Here is a 16,840-nt window from a genome sequence, read left to right as displayed (position 1 = left end):
TTCATTTTGCTTTTGTAAAAATGCCACACCAATAAAACCCAAAAATATGATGGTTTTAAGGTGGTTGGCAGCGCAGCGGTTCATTTGAATCTGGAGAAGCGCAGCGTTCGCCTTTGCCGTGGGATTCTTACCTTTTAAATTTATTCAATGAATCCCACGGCAACAGCGATCGTAAGATCAAATGAAACGCGGAGCGGTCTCACCCGCCTTAAACCACCATATTTCCCTAAAAACAATCCAATGAAGGACAGGTGAATTCACATGGCTAACACACTGCTCAGTATTCAAGTAATTCCTAAAACCCCCAATAACGAGGACTCTTACGTATATGTAGATACGGCAATTGAAGTTATTCAGCGCTCCGGTGTCAAACATCAGGTGAACCCATTGGATACGACCATGGAAGGCGAGCTGGACGAGCTGCTGAAGGTGGTTAAAGAAATGCACGAGGCACTGACGGAAGCAGGCAGTCCAAGCATCATTTCACAAATCAAAATCGCACATAACCCGCAGGGCATCAGCATGGATAAGCTGACCGAGAAATATCGCCCATGAATCCGAAAGGCAAAAGCGCATCCTGGTGGAAAAGCGTATGGCCGCCCCTTGTGGCGGTCCTCTTCTTTTTAGCCGCCTGGCAGGGGGCGGTTTCCTATTTACATGTTGAATCCTGGTTACTGCCAGCTCCGTCCCTGATCGTGCAGGAAGGAATGGCCCAGTCGGCGCTGCTTGGTGCCCATACTTGGGCTACCGTTCGCTTAACGCTGGCGGGATTTGCTATCGGCACAGCAACTGGACTATTGATCGCCATTGTTCTTCATACCATCCCTTTTCTCAAATCGGCTCTGTATCCGCTGCTCATTCTTAGTCAAAACATTCCGACCATCGCTCTCGGCCCATTGCTGATGGTGTGGTTTGGTTTTGGCGTGTTGCCCAAGCTGATGGTTATTACACTGGTCTGCTTTTTTCCTGTGGCTGTAGCGGCCATGGACGGGCTGACGAGGACGGACCGCACGATGATGAGCTATATGCGCATGTCGGGCGCAGGCCGTATGGCTATTTTCATGAAGCTGGAGCTGCCGCATTCCCTGCCACAAGTATTTTCGGGCATCAAGATTGCCGCCACCTACAGCGTGATGGGCGCGATCATTGCGGAATGGATCGGAGCCAGTGAAGGAATTGGATATTATATGAATTTGCAAAAATCAGCCTACCGCACGGATCTGATTTTTGCCGCCATTGGCATTATTGTTACACTTAGCTTGCTAATGTTCGTAGCTATTCTACTGCTGGAAAAATGGCTGGTACGTTGGAAACCCGACCAGGAATAGCTTCCAAATGGAACCAAAGGATACCAAAGAAAGGACGTGGCGCGTATGAGTCTGCATCCTACTGACTTATCACCGCAAAATATGGCTGGTGGACAACGAGCCGTGGAACCGCAGGAGCATTCTTCCACTTCTCCAGCCTTGGAACTGGACGGTATTAGCCTGGCCTTCCGGGAAAAGCGAAGCTCGCTGCCTGTATTGCAGGATGTATCCTTGAGCGTTCGACCTGGGGAATTCGTCTCCCTGATCGGTCCGTCCGGCAGCGGCAAAAGCACGCTGTTTCACATCATCGGTGGGCTGCTCAAGCCGCAGCTGGGGCACATCCGTATGAACGGACAGGACGTGACTGGGGAACGCGGGCATATCAGCTATATGCCTCAACAGCCCGCGCTTTTCCCGTGGCGTACCACGCTGGACAACGTGCTGCTCGGGCAGGAAAATGCGCGGCGTAAAGATACAACAGCGCAGCTCCGGCACAGCAGCGAACGCGAACGCCGTAAGGAAGCCCTGCAATGGCTGGAGCAGGTCGGGCTTGGCCCATTCGCTAAGGCGTATCCGCATACGCTCTCTGGCGGCATGCAGCAGCGGGCGGCTTTCCTGCGCGCGCTACTCAGTCCGCAAGAGCTGATGCTGCTGGATGAGCCGTTCAGCGCACTGGACGCGCTGACGCGCGGAGACATGCAACAATGGCTCCTGCGGATGTGGGAGAAGAACCGCCGCTCTGTGCTGTTTATTACCCACAGCATTGAGGAAGCGTTGCTGCTCTCCGACCGTATCTATGTACTGTCAGCACGACCTGCTTCGGTGATACACGTCGTAGACGTTCCCTTCCCTCGCCCTCGCAGGGAAGAAATCACCCTCGACCCGCGCTTTATCGAATGGAAGCGGAAAATGACAGGCTGGATGCGCGAGGAAAAGCACAGACTGGAAGGCGACACGGACAACACTGGAGGCGTCCGTGAGGATACTTCAGGTAATGGGGCGAAGCCGTTATGAATGACTCGAAGGATAAAAAACTGGACACGGCAGCACCAACGACGACGCCAGCACCCGCGCCTCTAATCGACGCGCACATTCATGTGGATAGCTATCCGTCTGAGCAGCAAGAGCTATTGCTCGCTTCGCTTGCAGATAGCAGTGTCGAAGCCGTCATAGCCGTGTCCATGCATCTCGCCTCCAGCCGGGCCAATTTGTGCTTGTCTGAGCGTTTTCCCGGGCTGGTACGACCCGCCTTTGGCTTTCATCCCGAACAGCCTCTTCCACCGCAAGCTGAGCTTAATCTGTTGTTCGACTGGATGGACAAGCATGCAGAGCATATGGTCGCCGTAGGTGAAGTCGGCTTGCCCTATTATAATCGGCTGGAAGCCTTGGAGAGAGGCGTTTCCTTTGACCTTGCTCCTTACATAGAACTGCTGGAACGTTTTGTCCGATTTGCGGGAAAACATAACAAGCCGATTGTGCTGCATGCCGTCTATGAGGACGCGGACATTGCCTGCGATTTACTGGAACGCCACGGCGTCACGCAGGCGCATTTCCATTGGTTTAAAGGCTCTGCCGCCACGACCGAACGCATGGCCCGTAACGGCTATTATGTCTCCTTCACACCGGATCTCTTGTATGAGGATGAAATCCGAAGTTTGGCAACACAGTATCCTCTCGGTCAGGTGATGGCGGAAACGGACGGCCCTTGGCCCTTTGAAGGGCCTTTTTCCGAACAACAGACCCATCCATGCATGACCGCCGAAGTCATTCGGGCGTATAGCAAGCTGACAGGTCAAAATGAAACTGTTGTTCGGCAATTATTTTATGACAATACGAGACGCTTTTACGCACTGTCTAATTTATAAAGTCGTTTACAGCATAAGCAAAGAACCTCCGAGTACGCATCCTATTGCCAGCGTAACCGGAGGTTCTTTGTATTTTTAAGCCTGTGCATGGATCTATAAGTTGTGAATAGGTCCCTGCTTTATTTTTATGTCTGCTCTACTTTTATTGCTTCAAAAATCCCTTTTGCTCCAAAAAAGACTTCATCTGCAAACGTGCAGGCTCGGTCAGTCTTGCTGCCATCTGCTCTGACCATGGGGTAGACCGCTGGCCACCTGTGCGTTCCTTCAAATATTCAGCCGATGTGTGATCATACAGATCCACAGCTTTCATCGTCTGATTTTTGTCGTAGCCGTTCATATGCAAAACACCGGACAGTGGAAGACGTGGACGTAAACCCTCTTCCTGATCCGGTACACCAATACACATACCGAACACTGGATATACCAGCTCAGGCAATCCCAACAGCTCGGATACCTCGGCTATTTTTGTACGGATGCCCCCGATGTAGACAATGCCCAAACCGAGTGATTCGGCGGCTACCGCTGCATTCTGTGCAGCTAACGCGGCATCAATGGTCGCAACCGTGTAATTTTCGACGGAACCTTCATAGGAGGACTTGCCCGGTTGATGGTGAACTGTGACCTGCTTCAAGCGGTACAAATCTGCACACCACACGAGGAACGCCGGGCATTGCTCAACGTAAGCCTGGCCACCTGCCAACTCAGCCAGCTTTGTTTTCAAAGAAGGCTCTGTAACGGCAATGACGGTATAAGCCTGTACATTGCTGGACGAGGAAGCCATCTGGCCTGCTCCCACAATAGCTGCGAGCTGCTCGTCAGTAACGGCATCTGACTTGAATTTTCGTACAGACCGATGATTCATCAACAAGGAAATCGTATCATTCATGACTGCTTCACCCCTAATCCATAATATAAGCTCTTTATCTGCGTCAAGCTGTGAGCATACGAAGAAATTCTTGCATGCTTGCATGGCACTCCTACAAATATTATGAAACTTTAGCGTAGGATAAGCAACCCGACAGGATGAAGGGTGACAGCATTGATAAAAAAAGCTGAACATAGCAAAAAGGCAAGCACGCTGGAGGTTAAATCCCTGCGTACTTGCTAAGAAACAGTCTGTTTGTATTCTAATAATGTCGCTACCCAAATCTTATAAATATTATATGAGTCAAAGTTCTTTCTACATCCACTCAGTACCTTAGTAAGTTTTTCAAAAAGTCAGTAATTTCTTTGACTGGTATCAGGCCCAATGTGCTTGAGGAAATCCAATCATTGTCTTGTATAGAGACTTGATTTGCTTTTCCTGGCTTTAAAATATTAGCTATGCAACCAACTACAACTTTTGCCTCGTCTGTTACTCCCCAATTATGTCTATACTGATCATCGATATTATTCACATAGTTTAAGGCACCTTTTAAAATCTCTGGATACACAACTTCAGCACACTGAATTAATGCATCCTCCAATGTGCCTTTATCTCTATTATTAGGGAAAACATGTATTCCTATACGAGGGATATTTTCTATAATCTCACCTGGAGATCCTATATTCGAAAACGCTAAGTCGTCATCTCCTAAAGTCTGAATTATATTTTGACAACTTATCTTGGCTTCTTCATCATCCGCGTCAATCAGAACGCCAACTGCACTTAAAAAACCATTTTCCTTCTTCAAAATATTTAACAAAGTTAACCTCAACACTTTTGCTATTTTGGTTATTCCTCCGGCAGAGTGTACAGCGACTGAGAAGTTGTTGCTCTGAAAGAAAACTGGAATAGAAACTCTTTTTAGTAAATCGCCTTCAGGAGGAAAGTTCTTTGGTATTATATCTAGCCAGTACTCGTCTAATTTAGAAAGTTGTTGAACTCTTTTAAAACCATTCGATTTCAAAACTTTCCCCACTACTTCAACATCGTGAGGACCTTCGACAACCAAATATGCATATTCCATTTTGCTTACCTCACATCCTGACCCAGCTCATATCTCAATGAGTACATATCCTCACCTATAAACCTTTTTGAATATGTTCTACTATCCGACGAAGGTTTCTCTAATCTATAGGTAGTAAGCTCGTTTAAATTTTCTGTATCTGCTGATAATATCGCATCAATGGCTTCTAAACTATGAGTTGTTACAAACAGCTGTACATTAAAATCTTTACAATTGCTGACAAGCCAATCAAAGAACTTTCTAAATAGTTTAGAATGTATAGCAGTTTCAACTTCATCTATTAGCAACACACCGTTTTTAGACTGTAATATAGCGGTCGCAATAGTTAAAATTCTCCGCACACCATCACCATAGACCGTAATCGGAACATACCCCATCGTCCTATGCTTAAAATAAGGAGTAGATCTGTTGCCATTAGGATCTAATATCTCTATTCCCTCAATATTCTCATCAAAATCTTGAAGTAAGTTGATGATACTATTTTTATTCCCCGACATAATAGTTGCTGAAATCGCTTTTGCTGAGATAGGCATTACACGATGATCCACAGGAGATACCAGATTTGTCTTGAAAATAACATTTTTCCGATCTCTTCGCATAACTCTTTGTGAATCGGTAATCAAATACTTTTGCTCTACTTCATCATTGAGTACTTTAGTTCTAAACATGATTTCAACTGCTCGTTCTTCTTCTACTTCTCCAATTTTCTCCTGTTGTTTCACACTATTCGTTAAATCCATAACAGATGTTTCATGACATTCAATATTACATTCTATAAATCCCGATTCTAATTTCGCTCCTAAATTAATACGTTCTCTGACTAACTCATTAACAGTCCCGTAAAATGCAACTGGAAAAGTCCATAGAACAGAGTCTACTGTCGATAGTTTCCGAGATAATATTGAAAATGTTCTATCTCTCCCTTTAGAAGTAGCAATAAGCTGAAATATATCCCCTGGACTTGTTATTAATTCAATACTTTCTAAAATGGAAGTCTTACCTACATTATTTTTCCCCACTAAAAGATTGAACTGACTTAAATTTTTCAACTCCAAGCCTTTAATTCCACGAAAATTTTCAATATATAAATCATTTATATGATTCAAAATTATCGCCCCTCCCTAACGTGCTCATACTTCATTATATTCCTCATTATTGACTAAATACTTTTACAATATAAAAAACCTTTAGAAGAATTATGTATCCTCCTCTGTGAATCGTGTAATTCCATTCTATCAAAGAACCGTTACTTAGGGTTTGAATTTTAAAAAGGGTTGCCCTAAGGACAACCCTTGATATCTACAGCTTCACCCGCTGGAGACGCAGTGCATTCAGCACCACCGAGACGGAGCTAAATGCCATGGCCGCTCCCGCCAGCCACGGGGCCAGAAAACCCAAAGCTGCAATCGGGATGCCAATCACGTTATAACCTAACGCCCAAAACAGATTTTGCCGTATATTCGTCATCGTACGGCGGCTCATTTCGATCGCATCGGGAATGCTGTTCAGGTTGCCGCGCATAAGCGTGATATCCGCAGCTTCCATCGCCACATCCGTACCCGTGCCCATGGCCATCCCGATATTAGCGGTAGCCAGCGCGGGCGCGTCATTAATGCCATCTCCGACCATAGCTACGATCAGGCCCTGCTCCTGAAGCCGTTTCACTTCTTCAGCCTTGCCCTCCGGCAGCACCTCAGCCAGCACCCGAGCAATTCCGGCCTCAGCAGCAACAGCTCGCGCGGTCCGTTCATTGTCACCCGTAATCATGATGACCTCAATGTTCATCGCACGCAGACGGGCAACCGCCTCCCGTGACGTTTCCTTGATCGTATCCGCTACGGCCACCAGTCCGGCATAGGAACCGTCCACCGCAATCACCATTGCTGTTTTGCCCGCGTTCTCCAACTCATGCATATGCTGCTCGGCAGAGTCAGCTATCGCGATGCCTTCCCTGCTCATCAATCGACGTGTACCTGCCAGTACCTGCTTGCCTTCCACATGAGCCATCACGCCATAGCCCGGAATATTTTCAAAATCCGTTGGCTCTACTAGCTCAATGCCGCGATCCGCAATCCCTCTTACAATGGCTTCTGCCAGTGGATGCTCCGAGCTTTTTTCCGTCGCAGCCAACAACCGCAGCAAATCCGTTTCACTCAAGCTTCCTTCTCCGACCATAACATCCGTCAGCACCGGCTTGCCGTTCGTAACCGTACCCGTCTTATCCAGTACCACCGCGTTGATGGAGCGGGTCGTTTCCAGATGCTCGCCGCCCTTGAACAGAATGCCATACTCTGCGGCACGTCCCGAACCCGCCATAATAGACGTTGGCGTAGCCAATCCGAGCGCACAAGGACAAGCAATGACGAGAACTGCAATCATCTTCTCCAGTGAACCTGCAAAATCAGCCGGTGTCACAAGGAAAAACCAGACGAAAAAGGTCACCACGGCAACAGCAACAACAATGGGTACAAAAATACCCGAGATTTGATCCGCGATCCGCTGAATAGGAGCCTTGGAGTTTTGCGCATCCTCCACGACCTTAATAATACGGGCCAATGCCGTATCGCCACCGACACGCTGGGCCTGGATACGAAGTACACCGTTTTTATTGAGCGTAGCTCCTGTGACCATAGAACCCGCTTCTTTTTCCACCGGGAGACTTTCGCCACTCAGCATGGATTCATCCACCGCCGAGCGTCCGTCCACGACCACACCATCGACAGGAATTTTCTCGCCGGGACGTACAATAAAAATGTCCTTCACACGAACCTGCTCAATCGGTATATCAAGCTCTTGCCCATCACGTACCACACGCGCTGTTGTCGCCTGGAGACTCATCAGGCTCTTGATCGCCTCGGACGAACGGCCCTTGGCTACTGCCTCGAACCATTTACCGACGAGAATGAGCGTAATCAGCACCGCGCTTGTCTCATAGTACAGTTCAGGCATTTTCATGACAGGCATCCCTGCCATACCTCCCATGCTGTCCATCACGGTAGACGGTCGCAATGTAAGGTACAAACTGTAGAAATAAGCCGCAGACGTGCCCAGTGCAACCAGTACATCCATATTCGAGCCGCCATTACGCAGTGCTTTGTACGCACCTACATAGAACTGCCATCCAATGATAAACTGGATCGGTGTAGCCAGCACAAGCTGGAACCACGGGTTCAGAAATAAGCCAGGCACATAAATCCATGAGGTAAAGGAGAAATGAGCCACCATCGCCCACAACAGCGGAAGCGACAGCACCGCAGATACGATCCACTTCCATTTTTTACGATTCAAATCTTTGCTGCGCACGTCTGCGATGTTATCCTCGGCACTCTGCGGGATGGCTCCATAGCCAAGCTGCTCAATCTTGCTCACCAGATCACCGACCGCAATACTTCCCGCCGCATATTCCACATGCGCTGTTTCCATCGCCAAATTCACCGTAGCGCCCGTCACACCCGGCATCCGGTTCAGACCCTTTTCAATCCGGGTCGCGCAGGCTGCGCATGTCATGCCCGTCACATTCAGATTGGCTTCCTCACTCACGGTTCCAAAGCCAAGCGAAGCAATTTTATCGCGAAAATCCGGAATGTCGGCCTGCTTCGGATCATACGATATCGACGCCTGCTCCAGAGCCAGATTCACATTAGCCTGCGCCACGCCGTCTATTCGATTCAAACCTTTTTCAATACGGCTGGCGCAGGCAGCACAGGACATCCCCGTAATATGAAGCGTTGTCTGCTTGTCACCGTCGGTCACACGGTTTTCCATAGTTACTCTCCTCCTACATACCCCTATGGGGTATATTCATGTTCAAAAGAAAAAGCCTCTTTACGGAAGCTTCTCCTTTAAAACCAATTTTTTTACGCATTAAATATCCAACTTAAACGACGTCGTAGCCTTGGTCTTCGATTGCAGTTTTCAGAGCTTCCACGTTCAGCTTGGACTCATCGTATTCTACAGCCACTTGTTTCGCTTCAAGACTGACCTTGCCGGAAGCGCCGACTTTCTCCAAGGCTCCTTCTACTGCTTTCACACAATGATTGCAGTTCATGCCCTCAACGTTCAACGTTACTTGTGCCATTTCTGTTTCCTCCTCCGGGGTACTTCATGTACCCGATTCATGTGTATGGGTATTGCTCTTAACGGATTAGCTTCTTGACCGTAACCAGCAGCTCGTCGATCACTTCCGGCTCTCCGGCCTGCATGCGCTCAATGACACAGCTTTTCATATGCCCTTCCAGCAGCAGCTTGCCGACACCATTCAGGGCGGACTGGACAGCCGCAATCTGGTTCAGCACATCGTCACAGTAGGTATCCTTCTCGATCAAGCCCTTGATTCCTCGAACCTGACCTTCAATACGGTTCAATCGGGATGTAAGGCTGTTCTTGAATTCTGCCGAGTGATGACTTTTTCTGACGGTCTTTTCCCCCTCTGTTCCGCAATGAGCCTCATGGACTTCAGCGTTGGAAACAGGTTGCTCTTCAGCCATACATCAGCCTCCTGTGTTGTGTATATGCATTCATGCATTTGTTAATATGCTTCTAGCATAATATACCCCTATGGGGTATGTCAACCTTTTAGAAAGATGTCACCTGTTTGCCTTATTTCAGGCCTTCGCGCGCACTTCCTTGGGCAAGCACCATAAAGCTTAACAACGCACCGACTTCCGCTATAGCGATGACGATAGCCATTGGTATAGGCGTTGTTCCACTGCCCAGACCCACCAGCGGCGAAGCGATGGAGCCAAGCAACAGAGGCAGCAAGCCGAGCATAGCGGACGCACTGCCTGCGGAGCGCTGCTGGCTTTGCATTGCCAATGAAGTGGTGGTGGTACTCACGATCCCGACGCAGGAAACAACAAAGAATAGCGGAACTAGAACAGCAAACAGTTGACCTCCGGTAAAAGCCACAGTAAGCAAGCTAATTCCGGCTACAGCCGCAATCACCAAACCCGATAAGAGCAACTGCCGTTCGCTGAAACGGCCGACAAGCCTCCCGGTCAATTGAGAAAACAGTACAATCCCCAAACCATTCACTGCGAAAATAATACTGTATGTCTGAGGTGAAACCCCGAAAATATCCTGAAGCACGAACGGCGAGCCAGCGATGTACGCAAACATGGCTCCTGTAATGAGCGCCTGCGAGAAGGCGTATCCCATAAAGCGCCGATCCGTAAAAAGATGACCGAGTGTACGAAGCGTCTGCTTCAAACCACCCGACGAACGGCGGCTGACAGGCAGTGTTTCCGGTAGCCCCAACACGACGGCAATTAACATAGCCACCCCGACTACGCAAAGCACCATGAACACACCACGCCAGGATACAAAATTCAACAGAACACCGCCCAGCACAGGAGCAGCAATCGGAGCCACACCGTTCACCAGCATGAGCAGTGAAAAGAAGCGCGTCAGCTCTTTGCCCGAATATAGATCACGCGCAACGGCTCTGGAGATGACGATCCCCGCAGACCCGGTAAGACCCTGAATAAAGCGGAGCCCGATAAGCACGCCGATATTCGGCGCAAACACGCATAACAGCGAAGCGGCAGCGTACAGGACAAGCGATACGACCAGCGGACCTCTACGTCCTCTTACATCACTCAGCGGCCCCGCAACGATCTGCCCGACTGCCAGCCCCAACAGACAGGCGGTCAGGCTGAGCTGGGCCAGCGAAGTCGTTGTATGCAAATTGTTGGCTAATGTAGGCAATGACGGCAAATACATATCTATGGACAAGGGTCCGAAAGCGCTCAAAGCTCCCAGAACAAAGGCAATCCATAAAATCCGGGATTTGGTCATATCTGCGGCAACCATTACCGTATTGGAAAACCGATTCATAATAACAATCATCCTTTTCTGAAAATAAGAAATATCACTTCAATATATTATGATAACATTCATTTTACGCTGCTTCGATCATTTACACGCTAATCCGCAATTTTTTTTCGAAACTGCTACATATCAGGCAGGAATTTACCAATTTAAGGTCGAATTATACCTTAACCAAAACAAAAAAATTTGCGAAAGCTGGAGAATAACTATGGTCTATGATGGAGTGCTGCTTGGTCTCATTGTAGGTCTGTTCAGAGGAGGCTGGCAGCAGGGGTTAATCCGCTTTAGCCAAATTCGCCTCATAGCTGGCTGGATGTTCCCTGTGCTACTGCTGGTGCAGTTCATTATTTTTTATGCTCAGGAAAAATGGGCCTGGCTTGCGTCCATCAACGGGTATCTGTTTATGGGCATCTATGGGGTTGGATTGATTTTTCTCTGGCTGAACAGGCACCACAAGGGATTCAAGCTTATTTTAATCGGAGTCCTGTTGAATTTTGTCGTCATGGCGGTAAATGGCGGCAGGATGCCAGTCTCGTTGAGCGCTTCTGAGGTGCTAGGCCCTTATTATACGGAAATGCTTAAATCTGGAAACGTTATCTCGAAGCATTACATGATGGATGTGGGTACGCGTTTATCATTTTTGGGTGATATTATTCCACTCTCCAAGCCCTATCCCCGTACGCAGGTGATCAGTATTGGAGATGTCGTCATGAACTTTGGGATGTTCCTGTTTATTCAAAGCGTCATGGTCGTGAACAAAAAGAAGACCACTCAGCAAGAAACCCATCCCCGCCACGCCTAGTGTGCGCCTTATTCCAAGGAAGGGAGTGAACCCTATGAAAAATTTGAAATATTCCCGTGTGATTATCAACGCTATTATCGTCGCTTCTGTCGTAATCGCTTTGACTTCCGGTTACAAAATCGGAGGCTAATTACCGATAAGGAAAAGGGAAGCACAGGCTCAACAAAACAGGCTGGATTCCGGCCTGTTTTTTCATGTGAAATTTTCGATTACAAAATTGTAAATTATCCCATTTACCCCCTGGTAGCTTTGACATCAAGATACGACAAGGCAGGAGAATGAAATGATGAGTATAATAAAAAAGCTGCAAGAACGGGTTAGCGCGACGGGATTATACGTTTTTCTCATATGTATGGCAGGCTTAGGCATCCTCTTGTATACGAATCATTGGTCCTTTATGCACTATTCGCCTACAGAGTGGGTCACGATCTACTCCCTGCTGGGAGCAGTTCTGATTTTGGAGCATTTTACCTTCCAGCTGCCGCCAGCCAGTAACAAGCAGTCGATGGATTCCTCTGTGTATCTCGCTTGTATTTTTGTACATGGCACTGAAATCGCTATTCTCATTTTATTGTTCAATGTACTCATTGCCGCAATACGGTATAGAGAACTGTCCTGGTGGAAGCATGCCGCCAATTTTTCCATCTATGCGCTTTCTATTTTCCTGTCTTCTGCCGTCTTTGAGCTTAGCGGCGGAACGCAGGGAGGCTTGAACGATGAGCATTTTACTGCCTACCTGCTGGCACTGTTCTGCTACTTTGCGGTGAATACCGTTACACTGGGTCTCTACTTTTATATTGCTTACAAAGGCTCTCTCAATGAGCTAAAAAAGGCTTTTCTCGCTGAATCCCTGCTTGTTTACTTATGCACACTCATCCTGTCTCTCGTACTGACCACACTGATTTACCACAACGGTATTTTGGGGCTTCTGCTGTTCCTTGCACTAAGTATGCTTCTATCCCACGCGTTCAAGCAGTTGTTTACGATGTATCGGGAAATTGAAGAAAAAGCCAACATGGACCGCAGAACAGGGCTGTACAATCACAGTTATTTTGAAAATGTACTCGAAACCGAGCTGAATATATCCAGATCCCAGAATACTCCCCTCAGCCTTGCCCTGATTGATATTGATGATTTCAAAAAGTACAACGATCACTTCGGTCACCTGAAAGGCGATCAGCTGTTAGGATTCCTCGGAGAGATTCTCAAAAAGGAAACTTCCGGCTCCAATATTATCGTCTCCCGCTATGGCGGAGAAGAATTCACGCTGCTTATGCCTGACCATACCGCGGAGCAAGCCTACGAAACGGTCAATGCCATCCGAAAAAGGCTGAATGATTCCCGCTACGAGGGCGTGGAAATTTTCCCACACGGCTGCTTGTCCTTCTCCGCAGGCATTGCACAAAGCCGCATCGACATCTACGACAAATCACAGCTGGTCGATCTGGCAGATAAAGCACTGTACTACGCCAAGAAGCAGGGAAAAAATATCGTTCACACACATGGCAGTTTAAATGAATTGGAACGTGAAGTCGATCTGGGACAGGATATTCGTGATATTGAACAGCAGCTTAATCTGTTTTTGTACAAGGATATTAATACCTTCAAGCATTCCAAACGGGTATTCAGATATGCAGCAGATATGAGCGAGGTGCTTCAGCTCGGCCCGGAGGATAAACGGCGGTTTATATTGGGTGCTCTCATTCATGACATTGGCAAGCTGGAAATTCCGTGGAATATTCTCAATAAAAAAGAAAAGCTGTCCTGTGAGGAATGGACGATGGTGCAAGCACATGTCATGTGGGGCAAACGAATTATCGAGGCCAACGAACGATTCGCAGATCTGGTTCCTTTTGTGGAGCTACATCATGAACGCTATGACGGGGGAGGCTATCCATTCGGCTTCAAGGGCGAGCAAATTCCACGGCTGTGCCGGATGCTGACGATTATTGACTCCTTCGATGCCATGACCACTGAGCGTCCCTACCAACCCACCAAAACGTTTGAGGAAGCGATTGAGGAACTGCGTGCCTGCTCTGGCAGCCAATTCGATCCGGAGCTAACGGCTATTTTTATCCACCATGTCCGGCATAAGCAGCCTGCTTTCATGGATTCTATAGAAGCAGACCACTAATTCCACATAAGGTTGCCCATCACCTCTACCGTTGTTAAAATCGTCCAGATTTCAACAACGGTAGGGGTGTTCATATTATTTCAAATTTCATATAAATGTCATAATTCGCTCCATCTATTTCCGCCACATGCACTATGATTAGAGATATGAATTTAGGCTTGACCGTATGAGATGTCGTACTTTAGGACATCCTCGCTTCAAGTAATCGAGAGAAGGTGAATCCACGGGCATGTTGCACCTGTCCAGACCAGCCCGCGCGGCTTGTCTTCTGCTGCTGTGTCTACCGTTACTTTTACTGTTTCCTCACTTATCATGGGCCCATGCATTTATCGTTGAATCCAGTCCGACCGAAAATCAGGTTTTGGACAAGCCGCCTTCACAGGTAAAAATCACCTTCAATGAGAATTTGCAATCCGCTTTTATGTCGATGAAAGTGACCGATGAAACAGGAAAACGGGTCGATACAGGAAAAGCGCAGCTCAATCCGGAACATGAAAACACGATGGAAATCAAGCTGACTCCGGGGATGAAAAATGGAATTTATACCGTCAATTGGAGAGCCTTATCGGCGGACGGACATCCGATCAACGGAGTGATTCCATTCCAGGTCGGCAACGGCTCCAATGCGTATACGGACCCCGCTGCCGCCACGTCCGAAGGCTCGGGAGCATCGCGGCTTGACCTAATTGCTACCCGCTGGTTGCTGTATATAGGATTGTCGTTGCTTTTGGGAGCGCTCTGTTTTCGGCTGCTCATCCTGCCAGAAACGGATCAAAGCAAGGACACAAGTGAGCGGCAGAAACATGATCAACAGACAGGCATCACGTTACCACACTGGTCCGCACTGCTATGGAGCGGCTACGGCATCACGTCTGTCGCCATCCTGATCAGTCTGCCGCTTCAGGCATCCTGGGATGCCGGGGTTTCTATCGGGCAGGGCTTTTCGTTCCCGATTCTTGGAGAAGCCCTCCAGTTCACGGGGGCGGGACAAATCTGGTTTATCCAGATGATTCTCGTACTGGTACTGAGCGTAGCGCTGATTTACGCGCTGGATCACAGCATTTCTAACCGCCAGCGCCGTCTCTGGGGCTACGGCTCCGTCGTCCTGACGCTAAGCCTCATGCTGTCCAAGGCCTTTATAGGCCATCCGGCGGCGGCTACCCATCCGGCTCCAGCCATCGCAGCGGACTTCGTCCATCTGGCCGCGGCAGCCTTCTGGATCGGCTCACTTGCCGTCATGGCGTTGTGCCTGCCTGCTGCCGTTCCAGAACTGCCCGTGTCCGAGCGGACAGCTTTGCGGCAAGCGGCCTTGCGCCGCTTTGCCGGCTGGGGCATTGCCACGGTGGCGGCGCTGCTCGCCACCGGCATTTATGGAGCCGTGCTGTACGTCCCGGCTCCATCCCTGCTGCTGAACACGTCCTACGGACTCGTTCTGCTTGGAAAAACAGCGCTGCTGCTGGTCATGCTGGCCTTCGCGGCCAGCCAATTTCGCAGCGCACGGCAAGCGGCGGCAGCCAAGCGTGCCGCCGGGGGCTTGCGCATCGAGCTGTCCATCGGCCTGCTCGTGCTACTGTTGGCGGCGGTGCTCACCCACCTTTCGCCTGGTCAGGCACCTGCGGTACCGTTTGAGGAAACTCGCACCGCTGGCAAATATAACGTCACGCTGGCGGTTAGCCCGAATATCGTGGGCAGCAATGAATTTAAGGTAACCGTGCGGGATGCCAAAGGAGCCACCGTACAGGGAATCCAGCAGGTCACACTGACACTCGTTCCGGACGCCCCTGACAAATCCCGACAGGAATTTGTTCTCCCTGCGCGGCAGCAGCAGCCATTCCTTACTCAAGAGCTGCTGACCGCTGAAGGAACATGGGCTGTACAGGTACATGCTCTGACCGCATCATTGGATGCAGTTGACGCCGAATTTACTCTGCATGTCAGCCCAGTAAAATAACCTAGGACACGTAATTACAAATCTTTCAAACTAAAGGAGCTTTTTATATGAATACAAGGATTCAAATGGTAAAATCGAGATTTTCCAGGCTTGCGACCTCCATGGGTCTGATTGCAGCAGGTGCTTTACTTTTTGCGGGTATGGCCAGTGCCCACGTGACGGTCAAGCCTTCCGTTTCACAGCCTAACGCTTGGGAGACGTACACGTTGAAAGTACCTGTAGAGAAAAACATTCCAACAACCAAAGTGGCTTTAAAAATCCCGAAAGAGGTCGTTTTTAAACAGTACGAGCCTGTACCAGACTGGAAGGTAGCAACCGAGAAAGACAGCTCCGGCAAAGTAACCACCGTTACCTGGACGACCGACGAAGATGGCATTCAAGCGGGTCAATACATGCGTTTCAGCTTCGTAGCACAAAATGCAGACCGGAATACTGAAGCCGCATGGAACGCTTTCCAATATTACAGTGACGGAAGTATCGTGGAATGGACAGGCGATGAAGGAAGCAACAATCCGCATTCCATTACAAAAATCACGGCAGATGCCACCTCCGAAGCTTCGGCACCTTCCGCAGATCATGGGCATGATTCGGCTGGTGCAGCCGCAGGCCATGCAAGCACAGACACGGCTAAGGATAGTAGCAGCCCGGCACCCGCTTCGAACAATGCTACCGAAGCCGCACCTGCTGCTGCTGCCCCTGCCAGCTCTGCAGTACAAACGACAGCACTCGTTCTGTCGATCATTGCAGTCGTACTTGGTGCAGCAGCCGTCGGTATTGCGCTCAAGCGCCGCAGGTAATTTTTAATTACGAATATATATAGAAGTTAGTTATATGAATGTATGAATTATATGAGTGGTAAAAAATAAAAAGCAGGCACCTGTATTAAGGGTACCTGCTTTTGTTCTATTCCTTATTAAGCTTGCAATATTTATGCAGCAATTAAGCATCGTCCCTAGATTTTTTTTATTTTTCATCTTCCTCATCAAAGATTTTTAATTCAAAG

General features: G+C 48.6%; 15 protein-coding genes. 8 read left to right on the top strand and 7 right to left on the bottom strand.

Features of this window, described 5'->3' with window-relative positions:
- Positions 1-261 precede the first annotated feature (261 nt).
- From QMK20_RS01795 to QMK20_RS01780, 4 genes are read left to right on the top strand one after another with little or no spacing between them, the layout of a single operon-like run.
- Positions 262-555 carry an MTH1187 family thiamine-binding protein gene (locus QMK20_RS01795; protein WP_283654326.1) on the top strand — a complete coding sequence of 98 codons (294 nt, stop codon included), beginning with the start codon at positions 262-264 and terminating at the stop codon, positions 553-555.
- Positions 552-1,328, top strand: a complete 777-nt coding sequence (locus tag QMK20_RS01790; protein ID WP_283654325.1) for an ABC transporter permease — start codon at positions 552-554, stop codon at positions 1,326-1,328. The genes QMK20_RS01795 and QMK20_RS01790 overlap by 4 nt, the downstream gene beginning before the upstream one ends.
- A gap of 45 nt (positions 1,329-1,373) precedes the next feature.
- Positions 1,374-2,321: an ABC transporter ATP-binding protein gene (locus QMK20_RS01785; RefSeq protein ID WP_283654324.1), complete on the top strand. Its 948-nt coding sequence runs from the start codon at positions 1,374-1,376 to the stop codon at positions 2,319-2,321.
- Positions 2,318-3,172 (top strand): TatD family hydrolase, encoded by an 855-nt coding sequence (locus QMK20_RS01780; protein WP_283654323.1) that lies wholly within the window; start codon positions 2,318-2,320, stop codon positions 3,170-3,172. The genes QMK20_RS01785 and QMK20_RS01780 overlap by 4 nt, the downstream gene beginning before the upstream one ends.
- Before the next feature lie 142 nt (positions 3,173-3,314).
- On the opposite strand, the gene nfsA is transcribed toward QMK20_RS01780, so the two are convergent.
- From nfsA to QMK20_RS01745, 7 genes are all read right to left on the bottom strand, one after another.
- Complete coding sequence (gene nfsA, locus QMK20_RS01775; RefSeq protein ID WP_283654322.1) at positions 3,315-4,058, bottom strand: oxygen-insensitive NADPH nitroreductase; 744 nt, start codon at positions 4,056-4,058, stop codon at positions 3,315-3,317.
- Positions 4,059-4,362: 304 nt separating this feature from the next.
- Positions 4,363-5,121 carry a DUF3226 domain-containing protein gene (locus QMK20_RS01770; protein ID WP_283654321.1) on the bottom strand — a complete coding sequence of 253 codons (759 nt, stop codon included), beginning with the start codon at positions 5,119-5,121 and terminating at the stop codon, positions 4,363-4,365.
- A 5-nt stretch (positions 5,122-5,126) separates the two neighbouring features.
- Complete coding sequence (locus tag QMK20_RS01765; protein ID WP_283654320.1) at positions 5,127-6,227, bottom strand: AAA family ATPase; 1,101 nt, start codon at positions 6,225-6,227, stop codon at positions 5,127-5,129.
- A 193-nt stretch (positions 6,228-6,420) separates the two neighbouring features.
- Entirely contained in the window at positions 6,421-8,886 is a 2,466-nt protein-coding gene (locus QMK20_RS01760) for a heavy metal translocating P-type ATPase (protein WP_283654319.1), read from the bottom strand.
- A 112-nt stretch (positions 8,887-8,998) separates the two neighbouring features.
- Positions 8,999-9,199, bottom strand: coding sequence for a copper ion binding protein (locus tag QMK20_RS01755; protein ID WP_283654318.1), 201 nt, complete (start codon positions 9,197-9,199; stop codon positions 8,999-9,001).
- 58 nt (positions 9,200-9,257) lie between these two features.
- Positions 9,258-9,608: a metal-sensitive transcriptional regulator gene (locus QMK20_RS01750; RefSeq protein ID WP_283654317.1), complete on the bottom strand. Its 351-nt coding sequence runs from the start codon at positions 9,606-9,608 to the stop codon at positions 9,258-9,260.
- Between the two features lie 112 nt (positions 9,609-9,720).
- The gene (locus tag QMK20_RS01745) at positions 9,721-10,956 is read right to left on the bottom strand and encodes a multidrug effflux MFS transporter (RefSeq protein WP_283654316.1); all 1,236 of its coding nucleotides are present in this window, start codon (positions 10,954-10,956) and stop codon (positions 9,721-9,723) included.
- 202 nt (positions 10,957-11,158) lie between these two features.
- On the opposite strand from QMK20_RS01745, the gene QMK20_RS01740 reads away from it, so the two are divergent.
- The 4 genes from QMK20_RS01740 (at position 11,159) to QMK20_RS01725 (ending at position 16,634) form a co-directional block, all read left to right on the top strand.
- Positions 11,159-11,752 carry a DUF5317 domain-containing protein gene (locus QMK20_RS01740; RefSeq protein ID WP_283654315.1) on the top strand — a complete coding sequence of 198 codons (594 nt, stop codon included), beginning with the start codon at positions 11,159-11,161 and terminating at the stop codon, positions 11,750-11,752.
- A 283-nt stretch (positions 11,753-12,035) separates the two neighbouring features.
- Positions 12,036-13,886 carry a bifunctional diguanylate cyclase/phosphohydrolase gene (locus QMK20_RS01735; protein ID WP_283654314.1) on the top strand — a complete coding sequence of 617 codons (1,851 nt, stop codon included), beginning with the start codon at positions 12,036-12,038 and terminating at the stop codon, positions 13,884-13,886.
- A gap of 229 nt (positions 13,887-14,115) precedes the next feature.
- Positions 14,116-15,837, top strand: a complete 1,722-nt coding sequence (locus QMK20_RS01730) for a copper resistance CopC/CopD family protein (RefSeq protein WP_283654313.1) — start codon at positions 14,116-14,118, stop codon at positions 15,835-15,837.
- A 47-nt stretch (positions 15,838-15,884) separates the two neighbouring features.
- Positions 15,885-16,634: a YcnI family copper-binding membrane protein gene (locus QMK20_RS01725; protein ID WP_283654312.1), complete on the top strand. Its 750-nt coding sequence runs from the start codon at positions 15,885-15,887 to the stop codon at positions 16,632-16,634.
- Positions 16,635-16,840: the final 206 nt, after the last annotated feature.

Source organism: Paenibacillus sp. RC334 (assembly GCF_030034735.1).
Taxonomy (GTDB): domain Bacteria; phylum Bacillota; class Bacilli; order Paenibacillales; family Paenibacillaceae; genus Paenibacillus; species Paenibacillus terrae_A.
The sequence above is the reverse complement of the archived record's forward strand: the minus strand, read 5'-3'. Positions and strand labels throughout refer to the sequence as shown.

Excerpts from the sequence above, each read along its gene's own strand:
- QMK20_RS01795 (WP_283654326.1), top strand. The coding sequence starts at position 262 with ATGGCTAACACACTGCTCAGTATTCAAGTAATTCCTAAAACCCCCAAT.
- QMK20_RS01790 (WP_283654325.1), top strand. The coding sequence starts at position 552 with ATGAATCCGAAAGGCAAAAGCGCATCCTGGTGGAAAAGCGTATGGCCG.
- QMK20_RS01785 (WP_283654324.1), top strand. The coding sequence starts at position 1,374 with ATGAGTCTGCATCCTACTGACTTATCACCGCAAAATATGGCTGGTGGA.
- QMK20_RS01780 (WP_283654323.1), top strand. The coding sequence starts at position 2,318 with ATGAATGACTCGAAGGATAAAAAACTGGACACGGCAGCACCAACGACG.
- nfsA (WP_283654322.1), bottom strand. The coding sequence starts at position 4,058 with ATGAATGATACGATTTCCTTGTTGATGAATCATCGGTCTGTACGAAAA.
- QMK20_RS01770 (WP_283654321.1), bottom strand. The coding sequence starts at position 5,121 with ATGGAATATGCATATTTGGTTGTCGAAGGTCCTCACGATGTTGAAGTA.
- QMK20_RS01760 (WP_283654319.1), bottom strand. The coding sequence starts at position 8,886 with ATGGAAAACCGTGTGACCGACGGTGACAAGCAGACAACGCTTCATATT.
- QMK20_RS01755 (WP_283654318.1), bottom strand. The coding sequence starts at position 9,199 with ATGGCACAAGTAACGTTGAACGTTGAGGGCATGAACTGCAATCATTGT.
- QMK20_RS01750 (WP_283654317.1), bottom strand. The coding sequence starts at position 9,608 with ATGGCTGAAGAGCAACCTGTTTCCAACGCTGAAGTCCATGAGGCTCAT.
- QMK20_RS01745 (WP_283654316.1), bottom strand. The coding sequence starts at position 10,956 with ATGAATCGGTTTTCCAATACGGTAATGGTTGCCGCAGATATGACCAAA.
- QMK20_RS01740 (WP_283654315.1), top strand. The coding sequence starts at position 11,159 with ATGGTCTATGATGGAGTGCTGCTTGGTCTCATTGTAGGTCTGTTCAGA.
- QMK20_RS01735 (WP_283654314.1), top strand. The coding sequence starts at position 12,036 with ATGATGAGTATAATAAAAAAGCTGCAAGAACGGGTTAGCGCGACGGGA.
- QMK20_RS01730 (WP_283654313.1), top strand. The coding sequence starts at position 14,116 with ATGTTGCACCTGTCCAGACCAGCCCGCGCGGCTTGTCTTCTGCTGCTG.
- QMK20_RS01725 (WP_283654312.1), top strand. The coding sequence starts at position 15,885 with ATGAATACAAGGATTCAAATGGTAAAATCGAGATTTTCCAGGCTTGCG.